This is a genomic window from Gordonia sp. SGD-V-85 (assembly GCF_001456905.1).
Lineage (GTDB): Bacteria > Actinomycetota > Actinomycetes > Mycobacteriales > Mycobacteriaceae > Gordonia > Gordonia hongkongensis.
This window is the reverse complement of the sequence record NZ_LNQO01000004.1, coordinates 25,856-45,587: the sequence shown is the minus strand read 5'-3', so window position 1 is coordinate 45,587 and position 19,732 is coordinate 25,856. Positions and strand designations below refer to the sequence as shown.

The following is a 19,732-nucleotide window of genomic DNA, read 5'->3' as shown; positions in this document are numbered from 1 at the left end:
AGTTAGTCATTCGGTCCAGCCACGGGAGCGTACGGCCATGCCAGATTACTCATCGTCCTCGGGTGAACTCCGAGGCCCGGATCACGGCGGCCCGGCGGGCCCGATGTCGGGCAAGAAGTACCGCAAGCATCTCGAACCGCTGCACGCCGAGTTGGTCGCGATGCAGGAGTGGGTCCGTGCGACCGGGGCGAAGGTCTGCATCGTCTTCGAGGGCCGGGACACGGCGGGCAAAGGCGGAGTCATCAAGGCGATCACGGCCAGGGTGAGCCCGCGGGTCTTCCGCGTGGTCGCGCTGCCCGCGCCCACCGAACGGGAGAAGTCGCAGATGTACCTCCAGCGGTACATTCCGCATCTGCCCGCGGCCGGCGAGGTCGTCATCTTCGACCGCAGTTGGTACAACCGGGCCGGCATCGAACGGGTGCTCGGATTCTGCACGGAGAAGCAGGCACACCAGTTCCTGGAACAGGTGCCCACGGTGGAACGGTCGATGGTCGAGTCGGGGATCATCCTGCTCAAGTACTGGCTCGAGATCAGCGAGGAACAGCAGACCCTTCGCCTGCAGAGCCGGATCGACGATCCGCGGAAGATCTGGAAGCTCTCCGACATGGACCTCGCGTCCTACAGCCGCTGGTACGACTATTCGCGGGCCCGCGACGAGATGTTCCGGTTCACCGACACGGGTTGGGCGCCCTGGTATGTCGTTTCCACCGACGACAAGAAACGGGGTCGGTTGAATGTGATCGAGCACCTTCTCGGTCAGGTTCCCTACACGCCGCTCGAACGTCCCCGGATCGAACTGCCGAAGCGGCAGAAGGCCAAGGACTATCGGCCACCCGAGCAGGCCCTGCACTGGATCCCGACCCCGTATTGACGACCCGAAACCGAACCGCAGTCGAGTAGTCACGACACCGCCCGAGCCCGAGGCAGGAGAGTTGTATGGCCATCGCACGCCCGCCGTCGTCACCGGAACGTCGGGAGGACGACGCCCCCGCACCGGCCTGGCACGTCCAGGACGTCGAATCCGTCGTGTCGGCGCTCGAGTCCGACAGCACCGGTGGACTGTCGTCGGCCGAGATCGACGACCGACGGACGCGGTTCGGCGACAACGTGATCGCCGCGGAACCGGCCCCGTCGGTGGCTGCACTGGTGCTGCTGCAGCTCAAGGATCCGATGAACCTGATGCTGATCGCCGTGGTGATCGTCAGCCTGGTGATCGCGGAGGTCTCGACCGCGCTGGTGGTCGCCGCCCTGGTGGTGCTCAACCTGGTGCTGGGCACTCGGCAGGAGCTGAAGGCCCGGGCCAGCGTGGACGCCCTGGCGCGGATTCAGGTTCCGCAGGCCCGCGTGGTCCGGGGTGGAGTCCTGGTGGAAGTTCCCGCGGCGCAACTCGTTCCCGGGGACATCGTGCAGCTCGAAGCCGGCGACTTGGTGCCGGCCGACGGACGTCTGGTGCGGGCCGCCACGCTGGAGACGCAGGAGGCCGCGCTGACCGGCGAGAGCGCGCCGATCCCGAAGGACCCCGCCGCGCTCACCGATGTCGAGCTGGCCCTGGGTGACCGCAGCAACATGCTCTTCCAGAACACCTCGGTCACCCGCGGCACGGCGACGATGGTCGTCACCGAGACCGGGATGCGGACGCAGATGGGACAGATCGCGTCGATGCTGTCGGCGATCGCTCCACAGCGGTCACCCCTGCAGCGCGAGCTGGATTCACTCACCAAGATCCTGGGCGTGATCGCCTGGACCGCCGTGGCGATCATCGTGGTGATCGGGCTGGTGCGCGGACAAGACCTGGCGACGGTGATGCTGCTCGGTATCTCGATGGGCATCTCGGCGATACCCTCCGGTCTGCCCACTTTCGTCCAGGCGATGCTCGCCTTCGGGGCCCGGCAGCTCGCGGATGCCAAGGCGGTCGTCAAGAACCTCACCGACGTGGAGACGCTCGGCGCGACGAGTCTGATCAACTCGGACAAGACCGGGACACTCACCATGAACCAGATGATGGTGCGCTCGTTGTACTTCCACGGTCAGTGGTTCGCCGTCGACGGTGAGGGCTACGGCAAGACCGGGAGCATCACCCAGGCGGCGGGCGAGCCGGTTCCCGATTTCACCATGCTCGCGTACGGACTGTGCCTCGACAGCGACGCCACCGTGTCGGACGCCGGCGCCGTCATCGGCGATCCGACCGAGGCGGCGCTGATCGTGCTGGCAGCCAAGATGGGGGTCGACGCGCCGCTCACCCGCCAGACCTATCCCCGTCTCGCCGAGGTTCCATTCGACTCGGCCTACAAGTTCATGGCGACGTTCCACCGGCTGCCGGTGGACGGCACCGTCCGTTTCGTCGAGATGGTCAAGGGCGGTCCGGATGTCGTGCTGAACCGCTGCCGCTGGGCGTTCCGCCCCGGACGGGAGAGGGTGGAGCTGGCGGAGGTCCGGGCCGAGATCGAGGCGGCCAACGAGCAGATGTCGGCCGAGGGCCTACGTGTGCTGGCCTTCGCCGCGCGCGTGCTCGACGGCCGGGAGGACGAGGTGACCGCCGACCCGATGTCGTTCGTGGACGATCTCGTCTTCGTCGGGATGGTCGGGATCATCGACCCGTTGCGTGCCGAGGCCGTCGACGCCGTCCGCACGGCGCACGCCGCGGGGATCGATGTGCGGATGATCACGGGGGACCACACGGGAACCGCGTCGGCGATCGGTGCGCAGCTGGGACTCGGGCCCGGGGCCATCAGCGGTACCGAACTCGCCGCGATGTCCGACGAGGAACTCGCCGAGGCGCTTCCGCGGTTGCATGTGTTCGGGCGTGTCACGCCGTCGGACAAACTCCGGCTCGCCGACGTGATGCAGCGCCAGGGCGCGGTCGTCGCGATGACCGGCGACGCGGTCAACGACGCGGCCGCGCTGAAGAAGGCCGACATCGGGGTGGCGATGGGCTCGGGCAGTGAGGTCACCAAGCAGGCCGGCAAGCTGATCCTCACCGACGACAACTTCGGGACGTTGATCACCGCGATCCGCCTGGGGCGCAGCGTCTACGACAAGATCGTCGCCTACATCCGCTACCAGATGTCCAAGCTGTTCTCACTGGTGCTCCTGTTCCTGGTCGCGAGCATCTTCGACATCAACGAGGGCGTCGCGCTGGCGCCGCTGATGGTGGTCTTCCAGCACTTTTTCATCACCCTGTTCCCGGTGATCGTGATCATGCAGGACCCGCCGGCACCGGATCTGATGGCCAAACCACCACGGGACCCGAAACAGCCGATCACGAATCGCGCGTCGTTCGTGCAGTGGTTCGCCTACGGGGTCCTGCAGTTCGCGGTGACCTTCGTCGCGATGATGGTTGCGCCCGGTCCGATGAGCCCGACCGAACCGAACGTCCCGATGACCATGGGCTTCGTGGTGCTGTCCCTGGGTTCGGTGTTCGCCGGGTTGGTGATGCGGCGCGATCCGGAGTCGGGCCTCACACCGCCGATCGTCAACGCCGTGAAGATCCTGTCGATCCCGATCATCGTCACCGTGCTCGCGGTGGAGCTCGGATTTCTGCAAGACCTGCTGCAGACGACCTCGCTGACCGGCGGCCAGTGGCTCGCCTGCATCGGATGGTCGCTGATCATCCCCGTCGTGGTGGAGGCGGAGAAGTGGGTGCGACGTCGCCGGAGTCCGGCGGTGTCCGCGATCTCGGCCGTGGAAGCGGTGGCACCCCGGCGAGCTCTTCGCTGACCGAACGGGCGGCTACGAGGCCCGGTGTGGGTTCCACGCCAGGTACCACAGCTGGAGCCAGTCCAGTTGCGGTGGCGCGACCCGGGTCTCGGGGCGGTGCCGTGGGACGCGGACGCGCAGCGCACCGGGCGTGATCGTGCATAGCACCGGCGTCGTGAGCTGCAACGATTCGCCGTCGACCCCGACCGGGATGACCTCGGCGTCGGCGTCGACGGTCACCTCGGTGGCGATGCGCTGGACGAGTCCGCGGTCGTGGGTGCGCCGCAGGAGGCCGACGGCCTGCCGGGTGTCGGACACCGAGACGGTGACGACCCCGAGCCGTCCCTCGTCGATGCGGGTGCGGCGACCGAGCCCGGCCACGTCGTTGGTGGCATAGGGGCCGTTGCTGACGAGGACGGCCTGTGGATCGGCGACGGTCTCGCTGCCGATGACGGCCCGCAGACCCGACCTCGTCCCTCTCCCCAGGAGGTCGGGAAGCATGCGTAACACCGTGCGTGTCTTGTCATCTCGATACTGCGGACTCTGGACCACCTCGGCGTAGATGCCGAACGACGCGTTGTTGACGAACGGCCGACCGTTGATGTGACAGAGGTCGACATGGAACTCGACGCCGTCGCGCAGCGCGTCGAGACACCGGGCGGGGTCCTGGCGGTCGAGCCCGAGATCGAGCGCGAAGTGGTTTCGGGTGCCGGCACTGATGACCAGGAAGGGGACGCCCGCCTCGGCCGCGACTCCGGCGACGAGGGCCTGGGTGCCGTCGCCGCCTGCGACACCGAGCAGGTCGGCCCCGCGCGCCACCGCGTCCCGTGCCAATTGCTCCACGTCGATCTCCACCGGCCCGTCGAGCAGCACGACGTCGGCGCCGAGGGATTCGGCCTTGCGCTGCAGATCGAATCGGACGACCTTCCCGCCACCCGAACGCGGGTTCATGATGATGAACGGGCGGTGGACGTCCGGCGCCGGGTGTTCGGGCATCAGGGAGTCGATGCGGGACGGCCGCAGCGCGCGCCGACCGCATCCGACCGCGGCGGCCGCCAGCAGCGCGGCGGCGATCACGACCCAGAGCTGTCGCTCGCGAAGGAGGAACACCACGAGAACCGCCACCGGCAGGACCGCGAGAGCGGCCGAGACGATGCGGAGGACACCACGGCTGATGAGGAACCAGTACACCGCGGCGACGATGACGACGGCACAGACACCACAGATCGCCAGGAGGCCCAGCAGGCGGAGGAGGCCGGCGGCGGCCACCGGGAGCAGGATCGCGGCGACGGCCAGCGCCATGGCCGCGCGCGCCCACCATCTGCGTGTCGTGGGCGGCGCGACCTCGGCGGCGACCGACGCCTGACTCATACCGTCTCGATGGCCGGCGTCGCCTCATCGGGCGTCTGCTGATCCGGCGGATCCGACTCCTCGCTCCGGTCCTGGGCGGCCCAGTCCTTCGCCGGCCTGATCACGAGTTCGAGGATCAGGAGGGCGAGGAGTCCGAAGACGGCGATGAGGAGGACCACCAGACCGGTCGGATAGCTCCAGAAGACGAGCAGCAGCGCCGCGATGCCGATGATCGCGCTGCGCAACGCGATTCGCGCGCGGAACAGGCTTTCCTCGAAGGCATTCGGCGGCCGCGAGCGTCGTATCCGCTGCACCGAGTCGAGTCCGTGGCCGAATCCGCGCCGGACGGCCGTGGCCGAGGCGGACCCGCCCAGCAGGTAGGCCCCGACGGCGACCACGAGCCCGAGGACCGCCACGGCACGCAGCGCCAACCGCAGCGGATCGAGCACCGTGTCGATGGTGGCGGCCGCGGCATCCGGGGCGAGGATGTCGGGCGGCATCGCGTCGAGATAGAGCGCTCGGCCGATCAGCAACGCGATGGCGAGGACGAGCATGGCGAGGACGAGTGACAGTCCGGCGAGCGAGAGGGCCCGCAGACGCCGACCGCGGGGTGCGACGGCCACGGCGGCGAAGGCGAGCGCGATCGTCAGCCAGGGCAGGACGTCGGCGGCGGTGTCGAGTGCCGAGACGGCACGCTGGGCGCGGACCAGTTCGGGTGAGCGGAACAGGACGAACTGCTTGTCGACGGCGGGGATCTTCTCGGCGAAGGTGAAGCCGCGGTCGAGGAGGCGTGCCTTGACGTTGTCGATCACGGTACCGAGCGAGATGCTGACGGTGCCGGAGTCGTCCACGGTCACCGACGACGGTCCGACGTCACCGGTCACGACCGCGACAAGGGCGGTGTGTGCGGCCCGATTCGCCTGCAGCCACAGGGATTCGAACTGATCGCTGGCGACGAACGACGACACGGTCTGTTGCACGAAGCCGCGGGCCTGGCCGGCCAGGACGGGAGCGAGACCCTCGACCGCCCGGTCGACGCGTGGTGCGTTCTCGGTGGCCGGAACCGCGTCGGTCAGGGTCGTCAGCGCCGCCGCGGTGAGTCCCTCGACGTCGATGCGACTGAAGATCTCATCGGTGATCGTGTTCGAGATCTCGGCTTGCACTGCGGGATCCGAGGCGAGCGGAGCGACGGTGCTGACGTAGCGGTCGGTGTCGAGGATCTCGCCGCGGACGAACCGCGATGTCACCGAGGTGATGGCGAGTACGGCGACGAGGATGCACAGGACCGCGACGGCGAACCAGCGCCACCGGTTCCGCCGGGTCGGGTCGGGGGTCTTGGTGGCCGGCCCGGTGCCGGTCGCGTCGCGCAGGCGCGCGACCTCGGCTCGTAGTCGTTCGAGTTCGGCGCGCTCGGAGTCGGTGATGCCGACGCTCGGCTCCGCGCTCTGTCCGTTGGTGTCCGTGGTCATCTCGACGCCGCCCTTCCGGCCGCTGATCGTCTGGGGTTCCGGTGCTGACAGAACGCGCTCCACCGCCGAGGGGCGCCTCGACGGTGGAGCGTGGGTCGGGATCTAGCGGTATTCGGCCTTCGGCTGCCAGGTGGAGACGGCCCAGATGACCACGATATCGAGGGCGATGATCAGGATCGACCACCAGGGGTAGTAGGGCAACCACAGGAAGTTGGCGATGATGGACAGGCCGGCGATCACGATCGCGGTGAACCGCGCCCAGGTCGCGCCGGTGACGAGTGCGATGCCGACGCCGGCCATCACGGCCCCGAGGGCGATGTGAATCCAGCCCCACGTGGTGAAGTCGAGTTTGTAGACATACTCGACGCCGCGGACGAAGACCTCGTCTTCGGCGACCGCGGCGATGCCTTGGAAGAGCTGGATGACACCGAGGACGATGAGGATGATCGCGGCGCCGATGGAGGTCCCCGCGGCGATGTTCTGTGAGGTGGATGGACGGTTGTTCTCGTGGGTGGGTGCGGTGTGAGTCATGACGACGCCCTTCTCTGGACAACCTTGACTGTGGACTACCTGTACAGGGGGAGTGTCCTACGAGTCATGCCGCCCCGCAACCGTTTCGGCGAGAGCGGGCCCAGAATTGTGACCATGTGCCGGAACTCGATGCCGTTGCCGCGCAAACCGATGCGCATTGCTAACGAAAAAGGGTCAGGTCTCTTGCCGAACGAGTCGCCAGATGCGGTCGCGTGACATCGGCGTCTCGACGGGCCGGCTCCCGAGTGCGCGACGGATGGCGTTCGCGAGCGCCGGCGCGACCGGGTTGTACGGTGACTCGCTCATCGATTTGGCGCCGAACGGGCCGAGTTCGTCGCTGGTCTCGGCGAAGTAGACCTCCGTGACGGGTATGTCGGCCATCTGCGGGACGCGGTACACCCGGAAGACGTTCGTGATCGGCCGTCCGGCCTCGTCGATCATGATCTCCTCGTAGAGCGCGGTGCTGATGCCTTGCGCGACACCACCTTCCACCTGGCCGCGACATTGCTCGGGGTTCATCACGGTGCCCGCGTCGGCCGCGTGCACCGATTGCAGGATGCGGACGGTGCCTGTCTCGGTGTCGACCGCGACGCGGAAGGCCTGCACGTTGAACGCGATGGACCGCATCTCCCCGCGTTCGGCGCCCGCGGCGACGGCGCGCGGTCCCGCGGGGTGCTCGACCCGGTTCGACGGGTCGACAGCGCCGATGAGATCGGCGAACCCGACGATCCGGCCGTCGACGAGCGCGCCCTCCACGCCGAGGCCGACCTGTGCCGGGTCCGTTCCGGTGAGCTGCGCCGCGGCGTCGACAAGGGTGTCACGCAACGCGAGACATGCTGAGTGCAGCGCCTTCCCGGCCACGGTCGTGCCCGCCGAGGCGAACGCCCCGGTGTCGTGCACGACGGCGTCGGTGTCGCCGTGCCACAGCGAGACCCGGTCCAGTCCGGTCGACAGCGCGGTGGCGACGATCTGGGCGTGGACCGTGGTCGTGCCGTTGCCGAATTCGGCGGTGCCCACGCCCACGTGGTACGTGCCGGCGGCGTCGACCGCGACGGTGACGTCGGCGAAGTGCCCGCGCGGGGCCATGGTGGCGATCGCGGCGATGGCCATGCCCTCGCCGACGCGCCAGCGGTCTCCCGACGGTGCCTCGACCCCGTTGCCGGCGTGCAATGCACGCTCGGCCAGATCGAGACACTGGTCGAGTCCGTAACTGCCGTAGACCAGGTCGACCTCGGGTTCGGCGCGTGCGATGAGGAGGGGATCGCCGTCGGCGACGGCGTTGCGGCGTCGGAATTCGAACGGGTCGATGCCGAGTTCGATCGCGAGTTCGTCCATCGCGCTCTCCACGGCGAAGACCACCTGGCCGAGGCCGTAACCCCGGAACGCGCCGGACGGCGGGTTGTTGGTGTAGACGACCTCCGCGTCGAGGCGCTTCACCGGGCAGTTGTACACCGACACCGATTCCGCGCACGCGTGGAACATCACGCCGATCGCGTGGTTGCCGTAGGCGCCGGTGTCCGACAACAGGTTCACGCGCAGGCCGGTGAGCCTGCCGTCCGCGTCGGCTCCGACGTCGACGGTGACCCGCATCGGGTGCCGGTACGTGGTCCGGGTCAGTTCGTCGGTGCGGGTCATCTCGTAGGCGCAGGGTTTGCCGGTGCGGAGCACGGCCAGGGCGACGAGGTCCTCGGTCAGCATCTCCTGCTTGCCGCCGAATCCACCGCCCACCCGGGCACTGAAGACCCGGATACGCTCCGGCGGCAGATCGAAGAGGAGCGCGAGCTCGTTGCGGACCAGGAACGGGACCTGGGTGCTGGTCCGGATGACGAGGCGCCCGTGTTCGTCGAACCACCCGATCGACCCGTGGGTCTCCAACTGGGCGTGCGAGACCCGCCCACTGGACCAGGTGCCGTGCACAGTCGCCGACGATGCGGCGAGTGCGGCGTCGACGTCACCGCCGAACCCCTCGTGAAAGGTGGCGATGACGTTCCGATGGGCCTCGGCGACCCGGTCGGCGGGAGTGCGATCGGGATGCAGCAGTGGGGCTCCGGGGCTTCTGGCCTCTTCCGGGTCGAAGACCGCGGGGAGCACTTCGTAGGTGACGTCGATGAGCGCCAGGGCCTGGTCGGCGACCGCTGGGGACGACGCGACCACCGCGGCGACCCGCTGACCGACGAATCGCACCACCGGGTCGAAGACGAGTGTGTCGTCGGGATCCTCGAGGCGGCTCTCGTGGCGTCCCGTGGAAAACCGCGGAGTGGAGACGTTTTCGTGGGTGAGGATCAGCTCGACGCCGGGTAGCGCGGCGGCGTCGGTGGTGTCGATGGCGGTGATCCGTGCGTGCGCGTGCGGCGAACCGAGTACGTGGATGTGCAACGTCCCGGGCGTGGGGACGTCGAAGGTGTACGGCTCGGTCCCGGTCACCACGCGCCGGGCGGCGAGCGGAGCGACCGACTCGCCCACGAGTGGCCGTTGCGCGGGCTCCGCGGGCGCAGCGGGGGACGCGGTGCCCGTGGCGGCCGCGGTGATCGCGTCCCGGATGGAGCGGTAACCGGTGCAGCGGCACAGGTTTCCCTTCATCCGCCGCGGCAGGTCGGAGAGATGCTCGGCGGTGACGGTGGAGGCGGTCACGATCATTCCCGCGGTGCAGAAACCGCACTGGAATCCGAAGTTGTCGACGAATGACTGCTGGACGGGGTGCAGGTCGTCGGGGGTGCCGAGCCCGGCCACCGTCGTCACCGACTTCCCGGCGGCGCGGTGAGCGGGATAGATGCAGGAGTGCACGGGTTGTCCGTCGACGAGCACCGAGCACGCCCCGCAGTCGCCGGCGTCGCAGCCCTTCTTGACCTCGTAGTGCGCGTGTTCGCGAAGAAGCATCCGAAGGCACTGTCCCGCAGCGGGTTCGGCGTCGAGCGACTCTCCGTTGACCTCGAATCTCATGCGCCGGCTCCGAATCCCATGTCCTTGATTCCGTTCGTCGCCGACGACAACTCCGTGCGGATCTCCTCGCCCAGCACCGCCGAGACGCCGCGGCGCCAGTCGGCCGAACCCAGTGCGTCGGTGTAATAGCCACTTGCCGCGACGATGTCGTCGTGCAGCGCGTCGCGGGTCGGTAACCCGTTGTAGCGCAGCACAGTCGGCCATTCGGTGGCCGCGGTGATCCCGAAGATGGCGGCGCCGTCGTCGTCGACCCGCCCGGTCACCACGGCCCCCGAGCGACCGAGCTCGGCGAGGGCGATCTTGCGCACGGAGGTGCGGGCGCGTAACGCGTGGGCGGGGAAGTCGATGGCGCGCAGGACTTCTCCCGGTGCGAGGAGGTTGATGCCGTTGCCGATGACCAGCTCGGCGACGGGTAGATCGCGGTCGGTGCCATCGGGACTCCACACGTGGGCGGTCGCGTCGAGCCCGACCGCCAGCGAGACCATCGACGCCGCGGCGTACGACCGGCAGATGTTGCCGCCGACGGTCGCCATGTTCCAGATCTTGAACGACGCCAGCAGTGCGTTCGCGCACTGCGCGAACATCGGGTGGGCCACGAAGCCGGGGCGCGGGGGGAGTGCGACGAGTTCGGCGATTGTGCAGGTGGCCGCGATCCGGAGACCACCTCCCGGGAGGTCTTCGACAGGTGCCCAACCCATCTCGCTCAGGTCGACGAGTCCCGTGGTCGCCGGCTGCGGCTCGGAGAACACCCAGGTGCCCCCGGCGACGATCTGTTCGCCGGGGGCGGGGAACGCCTCATCCCGCGTGCGCGCGAACCGGTAGTGGGAGACGGCGGTGAGGTCCATCAGCGTGCCTTGTCGAGGAGGCGGGATGCGGCGGTGGGTGGCTCCCACCGTACGAGGCCGATGCGCCCGTCGGAGCGGATCGCGGAGATCGACGTCGAGAGAAGCACGGCGTCACGCTACGTGCATCCGGTACGGTCCGCATCTCGTGGGCCGGCGACCCGGCCCGCAGGTGACCGGGTCGTCAGACCGGGGTCTCGGTGCTGCGGCCGTGCGCGGGAATCGCGAAGGCGACCACGGCGGCGATCGCACTCATGACGAGGGCGATGGCCGACGCCCACAGGTAGCCCTCGGCGGTCGGCACCTCGATCGCGGTGCCGTCGGCGACGGGAACCGAGATCATCGACCACGTCAGCAGCATGCCGACCGCGGCGGCGGCCGTCGAGGTGCCGATGATCCGCATGAGGGCGTTGACGCCGTTGGACTCGCCGGTCTGCTCAACGCTCACCGATTGCATGATGAGCGCCGGCATCGCGGAGTAGGCGATGCCGAGGCCGGCGCCGATGCAGCAGGCGATGACCATCATGTGGATCCAGGTGAGGTCCCACGGGCCGGCGATCCCGACGATGAAGATCACGTAGCCGATGCCGATGACGACCGCGCCCAGGGCGAGGGAGATGCGGGCGCCGAAGACGGCGTTGATGCGACCGCTGATGTGCGAGAACACGAACATGACCAGGCCGCTGGGCGCGAGGATGAGACTCGCGTGCACCATGTCGTACCCGAAGCCGTCCGGGCTGTTCGTCGGGGCCATCAGCAACTGGATCGGGATGAGTTGCATCGCGTAGAAGGCGAAACCGGTCGCGATCGAGGCCAGATTCGTCAACAGCAGCGGGCGCTTGCCCAGGATGCGGAGATCGATCAACGGACTGTCGCGACGGAGTTCGACGAGGACCCACACGCCCAGCGACACGAGGAAGCCGGCGAACAGGCCGAGCGTCAACGGAGCGGACCATCCCCACTCGGCGCCCTTGGACAACGGCAGCAGCAGACAGACGAGGAGCACCGTCAGTCCGAGGGCGCCGAGCGCGTCGAACCGGCCGCCGGAGGGCTTGGCGGTGGAGCGGACCGTGAGGGCCACGCCGACACCGGCCAGCGTCGCGGCACCCGCACACGACCAGAACAGGGCGTGCCAGCTCACGTGTTGGGCGATGAGGGCGGCGACCGGGAGCCCGAGCGCGCCGCCGATGCCGAGTGAGGCGCTCATCGTTCCCACCGACGAGCCGAGGTGGCGGGGCGGGACGATGTCGCGCATGACGCTGATGCCGAGCGCGACGATGCCGAAACCCAGCCCCTGGAGACCGCGGCCGATGATGAACAGCGGGAGCGACGTCGCGACCGCGCAGGCCACGGAACCCGCTGCGACGAAGCCGAGACTGACCAGGATGGCGAGGCGTTTGCCGTACATGTCGCCGATCCGCCCGCCGATGGGCGTGGCGACCGCGCCGAGCAGCAGCGTGATCGTGATCGCCCATGTGGTGTCGGAGGCATCGGCGTGCAGCAGCGCGGGGAGCTGAGGGATGAGCGGCACGATGATCGTCTGCATCAACGCGACGACGATGCCGGCGAGGCAGAGCACGGCCACCGCGAGCCGCGGGTGGGGCTTCTCGGCGGTGGGATCGGGGGGCGGGAGGTCCGGAGCGCGGTCCGTCGTTCCGTCGGCGTCGGTGCGGCTGGTCACGCCGTCATCCCGCTGGTTCCGCTGATCGATTGTGCACACCTCCGCCCGACCAAGATATCCGGCGGGCCGCGGGTGCAAACGTTCGCACCCGGCGGGAAGCCCCGGCGTCCGGGCTACGCGAGGTCGGCCAGGCCGACGGGACGGGGCCAGCGCGGAGTGAGTCCGTCGCCCGACGAGACTCCGCGGATGCGGCGCACCACCCAGGGGCCGAGAAAGGTCCGCGCCCACTCCGCGTTCTGACGCCGCTGCTCCCGCCGGGTGGCGACCGCGGCGGCGGCCATCGTCTCGGGCGTGATGTGGTGGTCGACGCCGAGCAGGTCGAGGACCCGGCCGGCCATCTGTGCGTGACCGAGCGGCGACATGTGCAGGCGATCGGCGTCCCACATGCGGTAGTCGTCGTAGTTGGTCATCCGCCAGAAGTCGCAGATCAGTGCACCGTGCTTCTCGGCGACCGCCCGGACGAGTTCGTTGTAGATGGCGACCCGTCCACGCAGCATCCGGAACACCGGAGCCCATCCGGTGTCGTAGGCGGTGAAGACGACGACGGTGGCGCCCGTCGCGGTCAGGTCGCGCAGGGCCTCGTCGTACCGCGCGATCATCGCGTCGAGGTCGAGGGACGGGCGCATGAGATCGTTGCCGCCGGCGTAGATGGTGACCAGGTCGGGCTCCAGGGCGATCGCCGGGCCGATCTGCTGGGCGAGCACCTCGTCGAGCAACCGGCCGCGGATGGCCAGGTTCGCATAGCCGAAGTCCGCCCCGCCCTCGGCGGACGCCGCGGCGGCGAGTTGTTCGGCGACACGGTCGGCCCACCCGCGTACCCCGTTGGGTCGGGCCGGGTCCGGATCGCCGACTCCCTCGGTGAACGAGTCGCCCAAGGCGACGTAACGGGTGAAGCCCACGGCAACGCCTTCCGGTCGGATCGGAGTGGTTCCGACGACGCTAATCCCGTGCGCCGTCGGCCGACAAAGCGAGCCCGTGACAGAGCGATCGGTCGGCATTCCGACGGAGCGACCGATCGGCATTCGCGAATTTCCGACGCTGCGGATCTCTCATTGTCGAATCCTGCTGGAGAGTATTTCTCAACACTGCGGCAATGAGTGCCACGTACATTGCGCGGCAATTGTTTTCGATCACCTTTCCCGAGGCGTCACAGTGCCGTGCCGCCGCCTTTCCGACGCGGTGGACGGCGTCGGGGAGCACGGTTTCCGAGGGGGTCGAAGGCGGTGTGAGGGGGTGGCCGAACGGCCGGTCTCGGTGAGTAGGATCACGACGTGAACTGCCCGTGGAAACGGGTCGGCGTCGTCGGGACATTCGCGTCGATCCGTGCCCGCCGGGAGTTTGTTCGCGCGATCTCCACCGCGATTGTGCGAGTCGCTGAGCACGCGCCGGACCGGCGCAGGCGTGAGAGAAAGAGAACACCACGATGTTCGACAAGGTTCTGGTCGCCAACCGCGGCGAGATCGCCATCCGCGCATTCCGCGCCGCCTACGAACTGGGCGCGCGCACGGTCGCGATCTTCCCGTACGAGGATCGCAACTCGGTGCACCGGCTGAAGGCCGACGAATCCTACCAGATCGGGGTGCCGGGACATCCGGTGCGGGCCTACCTGTCGGTCGACGAGGTCGTCGGCGCGGCGGTCCGGTGTGGCGCCGATGCTATCTACCCCGGTTACGGATTCCTGTCGGAGAACCAGGGTCTCGCCGCCGCGTGCGCGGAAGCGGGCATCACCTTCGTGGGCCCGAGCGCCGACATCCTGGAGATGACCGGCAACAAGGCGACCGCGGTGGCCGCGGCGAAGGCGGCGGGGATCCCCGTGCTCGCGAGCTCGGAGCCGTCGTCGGATCTCGACGAGTTGCTCGCCGCGGCGGAGGACATGCAGTTCCCGGTCTTCGTCAAGGCGGTCGCGGGTGGCGGCGGGCGGGGGATGCGCCGCGTCGACGAGCGTGCCGACCTCGCCGAGGCCATCGCGGCCGCGTCGCGCGAGGCCGAGGCCGCGTTCGGCGACGCGACGGTGTTCCTGGAGCAGGCCGTGGTCAACCCGCGGCACATCGAGGTGCAGATCCTCGCCGACACCTACGGCAACGTCATCCACCTCTACGAGCGCGACTGCAGCCTGCAGCGCCGCCACCAGAAGGTGATCGAGCTCGCGCCCGCACCGAACCTCTCCGACGAGTTGCGCGAGCAGATCTGCTCGGACGCAGTGGCTTTCGCGCGATCGATCGGCTACTCGTGCGCGGGCACGGTGGAGTTCCTGCTCGACGAACAGGGTCGCCACGTGTTCATCGAGATGAACCCGCGTATCCAGGTCGAGCACACGGTGACCGAGGAGATCACCGACGTCGACCTCGTCAGCGCGCAGCTGCGCATCGCATCGGGGGAGTCGCTGGCGGATCTCGGACTGACCCAGGACACGATCCGCATCCGCGGTGCCGCGCTGCAGTGCCGGATCACCACCGAGGACCCCGCCAACGGCTTCCGGCCCGATGTCGGGCGCATCACCGCCTACCGTAGCCCCGGCGGTGCCGGCGTCCGGCTCGACGGCGGTGCGAACCTCGGCGCCGAGGTGAGTGGCCACTTCGACTCGATGCTCGTCAAACTGACTTGTCGCGGACGGGATTTCCCGACCGCGGTGCGGCGTGCGCGCCGCGCCGTGGCCGAGTTCCGAATCCGTGGCGTGGCGACCAACATCCCGTTCCTGCAGGCGGTGCTCGACGATCCGGATTTCCGCGCCGGGCGCGTCACGACCTCGTTCATCGACGAGCGTCCCGGTCTGCTGACCTCGCGTTCGTCAGCCGACCGCGGTACCAAGATCCTGTCGTACCTGGCCGACGTCACCGTGAACAAGCCGCACGGTGAGCGGCCCACCACGGTGTACCCGCGCGACAAGCTGCCCACCGTCGAGCGTTCGGTGCTCGCCTCGCCGCCGAACGGCTCGCGGCAGCGTCTGCTGGAGCTCGGACCCGAGGGGTTCGCGCGCGACCTGCGCGAGAACCCGCGGCTGGGCATCACCGACACGACGTTCCGCGATGCGCACCAATCGCTGCTCGCGACTCGCGTGCGCACCAACGGGCTGCTCAACGTGGCGCCGTACGTGGCCGCGCTGACCCCCGAACTGCTGTCCGTCGAGTGCTGGGGCGGGGCGACCTACGATGTGGCGCTTCGCTTCCTGAAAGAAGACCCGTGGGATCGGCTGGCGCAGTTGCGGGAGGCGATCCCCAACATCTGTCTGCAGATGCTGTTGCGCGGCGCCAACACGGTCGGCTACACCCCGTATCCGACGAAGGTGACGACCGCGTTCGTGTCCGAGGCGACCGACGTCGGCATCGACATCTTCCGTATCTTCGACGCCCTCAACAACATCGACGCGATGCGACCCGCGATCGACGCGGTCCGCGAGACCGGCACGGCGGTGGCCGAGGTGGCGATGAGCTACACCGGCGATCTGTCCGACCCGGGCGAGGACCTCTACACGCTCGACTACTACCTGCGCCTGGCCGAACAGATCGTGGAGGCGGGCGCGCACGTCCTGGCGATCAAGGACATGGCGGGTCTGCTGCGCGCTCCCGCGGCGACCACCCTGGTGTCGGCGCTGCGGCGTGAGTTCGATCTGCCGATCCACGTGCACACCCACGACACCCCGGGCGGACAGCTGGCGACCTACATGGCCGCGTGGCAGGCGGGGGCCGACGCGGTCGACGGCGCCAGTGCCGCGCTGGCGGGCACCACGAGCCAGCCGCCGCTGTCGGCGATCGTCGCCGCGACCGCCCACACCGAGCGGGACAGCGGCATCGACCTCGCGCGGGTGTGCGACCTCGAGCCGTACTGGGAGGCGCTGCGAAAGGTCTACTCGCCGTTCGAGTCCGGTCTCCCGGCGCCGACCGGGCGGGTCTACTCCCACGAGATCCCGGGCGGGCAGCTGTCGAACCTGCGGCAGCAGGCAATCTCCCTCGGGCTGGGCAACAGGTTCGAGGCAGTCGAGCAGGCGTACGCCGCCGCTGATTCGATGCTCGGCCGACTGGTCAAGGTGACCCCGTCGTCGAAGGTCGTCGGCGACCTCGCGCTCGCGCTGGTCGGCCGCGGCATCACCGCCTCGGACTTCGCGGCCGACCCGGCCTCCTACGACATCCCGGACTCGGTGATCGGCTTCCTGCGCGGCGAGCTGGGCGACCCACCCGGTGGCTGGCCCGAACCGCTGCGCACCCTCGCGCTGCAGGGCCGCGCGCCGGCCCCCGAGGTCACCCCACTGTCCGCCGACGACGAGGCCATCCTCGACAAGCCGGGTCGTGACCGTCAGGTCCGGCTCAACCACCTGCTCTTCCCCGGTCCGGCAAAGGAATTCGAGGAGCACTACGAGGCCTACGGTGACACGTCGAGGCTCTCGGCCAACCAGTTCTTCTACGGACTGCGCTACGGCGAGGAACACCGCGTCGAACTCGAACCCGGTGTCGATCTGCTCATCGGGCTGGAGGCGGTCAGCGAACCGGACGAGCAGGGCATGCGGACCGTCATGTGCGTCCTGAACGGTCAGCTGCGTCCGATCGCGGTGCGCGACCACTCCGTCGACTCGGCTGTCGCGTCGGCGGAGAAGGCGGACCGCTCCAACCCGCACCACATCGGTGCCCCGTTCGCCGGCGTCGTGTCGCTGTCGGTCGACGTCGGCGACGAGGTCGCCGTCGGGGCGACGATCGGCACCATCGAGGCGATGAAGATGGAGGCGGCGATCACCGCCCCGGTCGCGGGCACCGTGACCCGACTCGCCATCGGACAGGTGACGCAGGTCGCGCCGGGGGATCTGCTGATCGAGATCCGCTGAGCAGATCGGCGGCGGGGCGCCTCGCCCCGCCGCCGGTTCAGCTACCCCGGTACGTCGAGTAGGCGAAGGGGCTCAACAGGATCGGTACGTGGTGATGTCGCCCGGGATCGTCGATCTCGAAACAGACGTCGATCTCGGGATAGAAACCCTTGATGTCGTTGTCGGCGAACCAGTTCCCGGTGTCGAAGACGAGGTGGTAGATCCCGGGGACGAGCGCCGCGGTGTTCACTGCGGTGATGCGACCGTCGGAATCGGTGCTGCCGCTGGACAATTCGGTCCCCGACGCATCCTGGAGGGACACCTCGAGGCCGACGGCGGGTGAACCCGACACCGCGTCGAGGACGTGCGTGGACAGACCGGTCATCTCGAAATCCCTTCGTCGGCGGCGTGCTCGGTCGACAGCATACGGAGCAGGCGGGCGCGGTTGATCTTCGCCAGTTCCGCACGCAGTACCCGGCGTTCGGTGGAGGCGTCGTTGGTCATCCGGGTCCGGAGGATGGCGAGCAGCTCGTCGGCGGGCCGCCCGTTCGCGAAGACCAGGTAGACGTGCCCGAACCGCGCCTCGTAGGCGACATTGGCGTCTCTCAGCTCGGCGAGCACCGAGGCCGACGAGCCCGCCACCCCGGACTGTTCGCGCGCCGACGAGGCGTTGTCGGGCCGGTCGCCGATCCGCGGATGCCCGGCGAGCGCCTCGTCGAGGTCGTCCTCGCTGATCTCGGCCAGTGCTCGATCGGCGGCATCGAGCACAGCGGGTACATCGCCGAAGGGCCGCGCGAGCATCATGCGCTCGATCCAGGCCGTCGATGCGCAACAGCTGCGCAGCGCTGCACGGGCTTCGTCGTCGTCCATCTCGTTGAGCCGCATGATGACCAGCCTAGGAGGCGTGGTCGCTGACGGCGCGTGGAAGATGGGGCGATGGACGACGTCATCGGGACAGCGCCCCCGGACGACCCCGCCGGACGGGTGCTCGGTGTGGTACTCGCCGCCGGAGCCGGGACCAGGTACGGGATACCGAAGATCCTCGCGCACGACGGCCAGTGGCTCGAGCGGGCGGTCGCGGCGTTGCGCGACGGCGGTTGCTCCGAGGTGACGGTCGCCATGGGCGCCGCGGTCGTCGAACCACCGGCCGGTGCCGAGACGCTGATCGTCGAGGACTGGGCCGACGGCGTCGGCGCCACGGTGGCGGCGGCCCTGCGGTGGGCGATGGCACGACCGGACGCGGCGGGGCTGACGGTGCACGTGGTCGACACCCCGGCCACGGGCGCCGACGTCGTCGCGCGCGTCCTGGGCGCGGCATCGGGTGACCGCGCCCTTCTCGCGCGAGCGGTCTTCGACGGCAGTCCGGGGCACCCGGTGTACATCGGTGCCGACCATTTCGGACCGGCTCTGCGTGTGGTCGATGGTGACGTGGGTGCTCAGGTGTATCTCCGGTCCCGGGCGGTGACCCGCGTCGAGTGCGGGGATCTGGCGCCCGGCGTGGACATCGACGAGCGGCCCTGACCTGGGATCAGCGTGCCCATTTCGAGACCTTCTCGTCGCCGTTCCGGTGCACGGTGATCCCACGTGGGACAAGCGTCCATGTCTAGGGTGCAGACATAGCCGGGTAACGGACCGCACTCTCGTCGAAGCGGGTGATCACCGTGGCGCACGATCGTCGTCGACGCCTCACCGCGATGCTCGTCGCGCTCGTCGTGGGAGCCGGCCTCGCGGCATGCGCCACCGGGCCCGACGTACCGGAGCGGACACCGCCGGCCCGCGCCGCGCAGGACGCGCATCTGCCGCCCGGATTCGACACCACCTTCCGCTGGACCGCGACCGGTGTCCTCGATCCGCAGTCCGCCGAGGGCACCTTCGTCCGAGCCTTCACCGAGTCCTTCGAACTCGCCAACGCCGGACGGTCGGCGCGGTGGGGCTACCCCGGTTTCGCCGACGCCGCGCCGTCGAACATCGACCAGATGGTGACGGCGTACCCCCCGATCCAGTCGACCTCGGGCCGCGAGGTCGGCACCGCCTTCTATCAGGGTTTGCGCCGCGTCGACGACAACGGTTGGGCGCGAATCGTGATGTGCCGTCACGGGTATCGGTCGGTGCAGCAGAACGGCGAGTGGACCGTCGGATACGACACCCCGCGGCCGGTGGAGATCGACATCCGCCGCGTGGGAACCGATCCCGCGGCCGCACCACGCGGGGGCGAGCGGACCCCCGGCGCCGACGTGTTCGGCGGCTGGTACACCTCCCGCTACGACTTCGCGGCCCTGTATCCGACGCCGACCCCGGATCAGAAGGCATGCGCCGCAATGACTCCGGACGGTATGCCGCACTGGCTGCCGATGGCCGACACCGAGCCGTGGCCGGCCCAGCAGCCGGTACCGGGGTGGTCGAGCTACCCGGGCGCGGCCTGACTCCGCAC

General features: G+C 69.1%; 14 protein-coding genes. 5 read left to right on the top strand and 9 right to left on the bottom strand.

The genetic code is table 11. The features are described from left to right. The first annotated feature begins 37 nt into the window (after positions 1–37). Complete coding sequence (ppk2, locus tag AS181_RS05680) at positions 38–871, top strand: polyphosphate kinase 2 (RefSeq protein WP_058250637.1); 834 nt, start codon at positions 38–40, stop codon at positions 869–871. Positions 872–936: 65 nt separating this feature from the next. Next, positions 937–3,717, top strand: a complete 2,781-nt coding sequence (locus AS181_RS05675; protein ID WP_058250636.1) for a cation-translocating P-type ATPase — start codon at positions 937–939, stop codon at positions 3,715–3,717. Between the two features lie 12 nt (positions 3,718–3,729). On the opposite strand, the gene AS181_RS05670 is transcribed toward AS181_RS05675, so the two are convergent. The 7 genes from AS181_RS05670 to AS181_RS05640 form a co-directional block, all read right to left on the bottom strand. Continuing rightward, on the bottom strand, positions 3,730–5,067 hold the full coding sequence (locus AS181_RS05670) for a diacylglycerol/lipid kinase family protein (protein WP_058250635.1): 1,338 nt from the start codon (positions 5,065–5,067) through the stop codon (positions 3,730–3,732). Then, on the bottom strand, positions 5,064–6,515 hold the full coding sequence (locus AS181_RS05665) for a hypothetical protein (protein WP_058250869.1): 1,452 nt from the start codon (positions 6,513–6,515) through the stop codon (positions 5,064–5,066). The genes AS181_RS05670 and AS181_RS05665 overlap by 4 nt, the downstream gene beginning before the upstream one ends. Positions 6,516–6,617: 102 nt before the next feature. Beyond that, positions 6,618–7,046, bottom strand: coding sequence for a DUF7144 family membrane protein (locus tag AS181_RS05660; RefSeq protein ID WP_058250634.1), 429 nt, complete (start codon positions 7,044–7,046; stop codon positions 6,618–6,620). 174 nt (positions 7,047–7,220) lie between these two features. Beyond that, positions 7,221–9,986 (bottom strand): molybdopterin-dependent oxidoreductase, encoded by a 2,766-nt coding sequence (locus AS181_RS05655; protein WP_058250633.1) that lies wholly within the window; start codon positions 9,984–9,986, stop codon positions 7,221–7,223. Next, the gene (locus AS181_RS05650; RefSeq protein WP_058250632.1) at positions 9,983–10,831 is read right to left on the bottom strand and encodes an FAD binding domain-containing protein; all 849 of its coding nucleotides are present in this window, start codon (positions 10,829–10,831) and stop codon (positions 9,983–9,985) included. The genes AS181_RS05655 and AS181_RS05650 overlap by 4 nt, the downstream gene beginning before the upstream one ends. A 181-nt stretch (positions 10,832–11,012) precedes the next feature. Next, complete coding sequence (locus AS181_RS05645; protein WP_058250631.1) at positions 11,013–12,509, bottom strand: MFS transporter; 1,497 nt, start codon at positions 12,507–12,509, stop codon at positions 11,013–11,015. A gap of 113 nt (positions 12,510–12,622) precedes the next feature. Beyond that, positions 12,623–13,408, bottom strand: a complete 786-nt coding sequence (locus tag AS181_RS05640; RefSeq protein ID WP_058250630.1) for an SGNH/GDSL hydrolase family protein — start codon at positions 13,406–13,408, stop codon at positions 12,623–12,625. Positions 13,409–13,932: 524 nt separating this feature from the next. On the opposite strand from AS181_RS05640, the gene AS181_RS05635 reads away from it, so the two are divergent. Beyond that, on the top strand, positions 13,933–17,322 hold the full coding sequence (locus AS181_RS05635; RefSeq protein WP_058250629.1) for a pyruvate carboxylase: 3,390 nt from the start codon (positions 13,933–13,935) through the stop codon (positions 17,320–17,322). Between the two features lie 37 nt (positions 17,323–17,359). Here the strand turns inward: AS181_RS05635 and uraH are convergent, their stop codons facing one another. Together uraH and uraD are read right to left on the bottom strand one after the other, a co-directional pair. Beyond that, entirely contained in the window at positions 17,360–17,686 is a 327-nt protein-coding gene (uraH, locus tag AS181_RS05630) for a hydroxyisourate hydrolase (RefSeq protein ID WP_058250628.1), read from the bottom strand. Continuing rightward, positions 17,683–18,186: a 2-oxo-4-hydroxy-4-carboxy-5-ureidoimidazoline decarboxylase gene (gene uraD, locus AS181_RS05625; protein ID WP_058250627.1), complete on the bottom strand. Its 504-nt coding sequence runs from the start codon at positions 18,184–18,186 to the stop codon at positions 17,683–17,685. Before uraD ends, uraH begins: the two co-directional genes overlap by 4 nt. Before the next feature lie 51 nt (positions 18,187–18,237). Between uraD and AS181_RS05620 the strand changes: the two genes are divergently transcribed. Both AS181_RS05620 and AS181_RS05615 read left to right on the top strand, forming a co-directional pair. After that, the gene (locus AS181_RS05620) at positions 18,238–18,822 is read left to right on the top strand and encodes a nucleotidyltransferase family protein (protein ID WP_058250626.1); all 585 of its coding nucleotides are present in this window, start codon (positions 18,238–18,240) and stop codon (positions 18,820–18,822) included. A gap of 173 nt (positions 18,823–18,995) precedes the next feature. After that, complete coding sequence (locus AS181_RS05615; RefSeq protein WP_058250868.1) at positions 18,996–19,724, top strand: hypothetical protein; 729 nt, start codon at positions 18,996–18,998, stop codon at positions 19,722–19,724. Positions 19,725–19,732: the final 8 nt, after the last annotated feature.

What these genes read in the sequence shown, in the direction of transcription:
- ppk2 (WP_058250637.1), top strand. Translation starts at nt 38, where the DNA reads ATGCCAGATTACTCATCGTCCTCGGGTGAACTCCGAGGCCCGGATCAC.
- AS181_RS05675 (WP_058250636.1), top strand. Translation starts at nt 937, where the DNA reads ATGGCCATCGCACGCCCGCCGTCGTCACCGGAACGTCGGGAGGACGAC.
- AS181_RS05670 (WP_058250635.1), bottom strand. Translation starts at nt 5,067, where the DNA reads ATGAGTCAGGCGTCGGTCGCCGCCGAGGTCGCGCCGCCCACGACACGC.
- AS181_RS05665 (WP_058250869.1), bottom strand. Translation starts at nt 6,515, where the DNA reads ATGACCACGGACACCAACGGACAGAGCGCGGAGCCGAGCGTCGGCATC.
- AS181_RS05660 (WP_058250634.1), bottom strand. Translation starts at nt 7,046, where the DNA reads ATGACTCACACCGCACCCACCCACGAGAACAACCGTCCATCCACCTCA.
- AS181_RS05655 (WP_058250633.1), bottom strand. Translation starts at nt 9,986, where the DNA reads ATGAGATTCGAGGTCAACGGAGAGTCGCTCGACGCCGAACCCGCTGCG.
- AS181_RS05650 (WP_058250632.1), bottom strand. Translation starts at nt 10,831, where the DNA reads ATGGACCTCACCGCCGTCTCCCACTACCGGTTCGCGCGCACGCGGGAT.
- AS181_RS05635 (WP_058250629.1), top strand. Translation starts at nt 13,933, where the DNA reads ATGTTCGACAAGGTTCTGGTCGCCAACCGCGGCGAGATCGCCATCCGC.
- uraH (WP_058250628.1), bottom strand. Translation starts at nt 17,686, where the DNA reads ATGACCGGTCTGTCCACGCACGTCCTCGACGCGGTGTCGGGTTCACCC.
- uraD (WP_058250627.1), bottom strand. Translation starts at nt 18,186, where the DNA reads ATGCGGCTCAACGAGATGGACGACGACGAAGCCCGTGCAGCGCTGCGC.
- AS181_RS05620 (WP_058250626.1), top strand. Translation starts at nt 18,238, where the DNA reads ATGGACGACGTCATCGGGACAGCGCCCCCGGACGACCCCGCCGGACGG.
- AS181_RS05615 (WP_058250868.1), top strand. Translation starts at nt 18,996, where the DNA reads ATGCTCGTCGCGCTCGTCGTGGGAGCCGGCCTCGCGGCATGCGCCACC.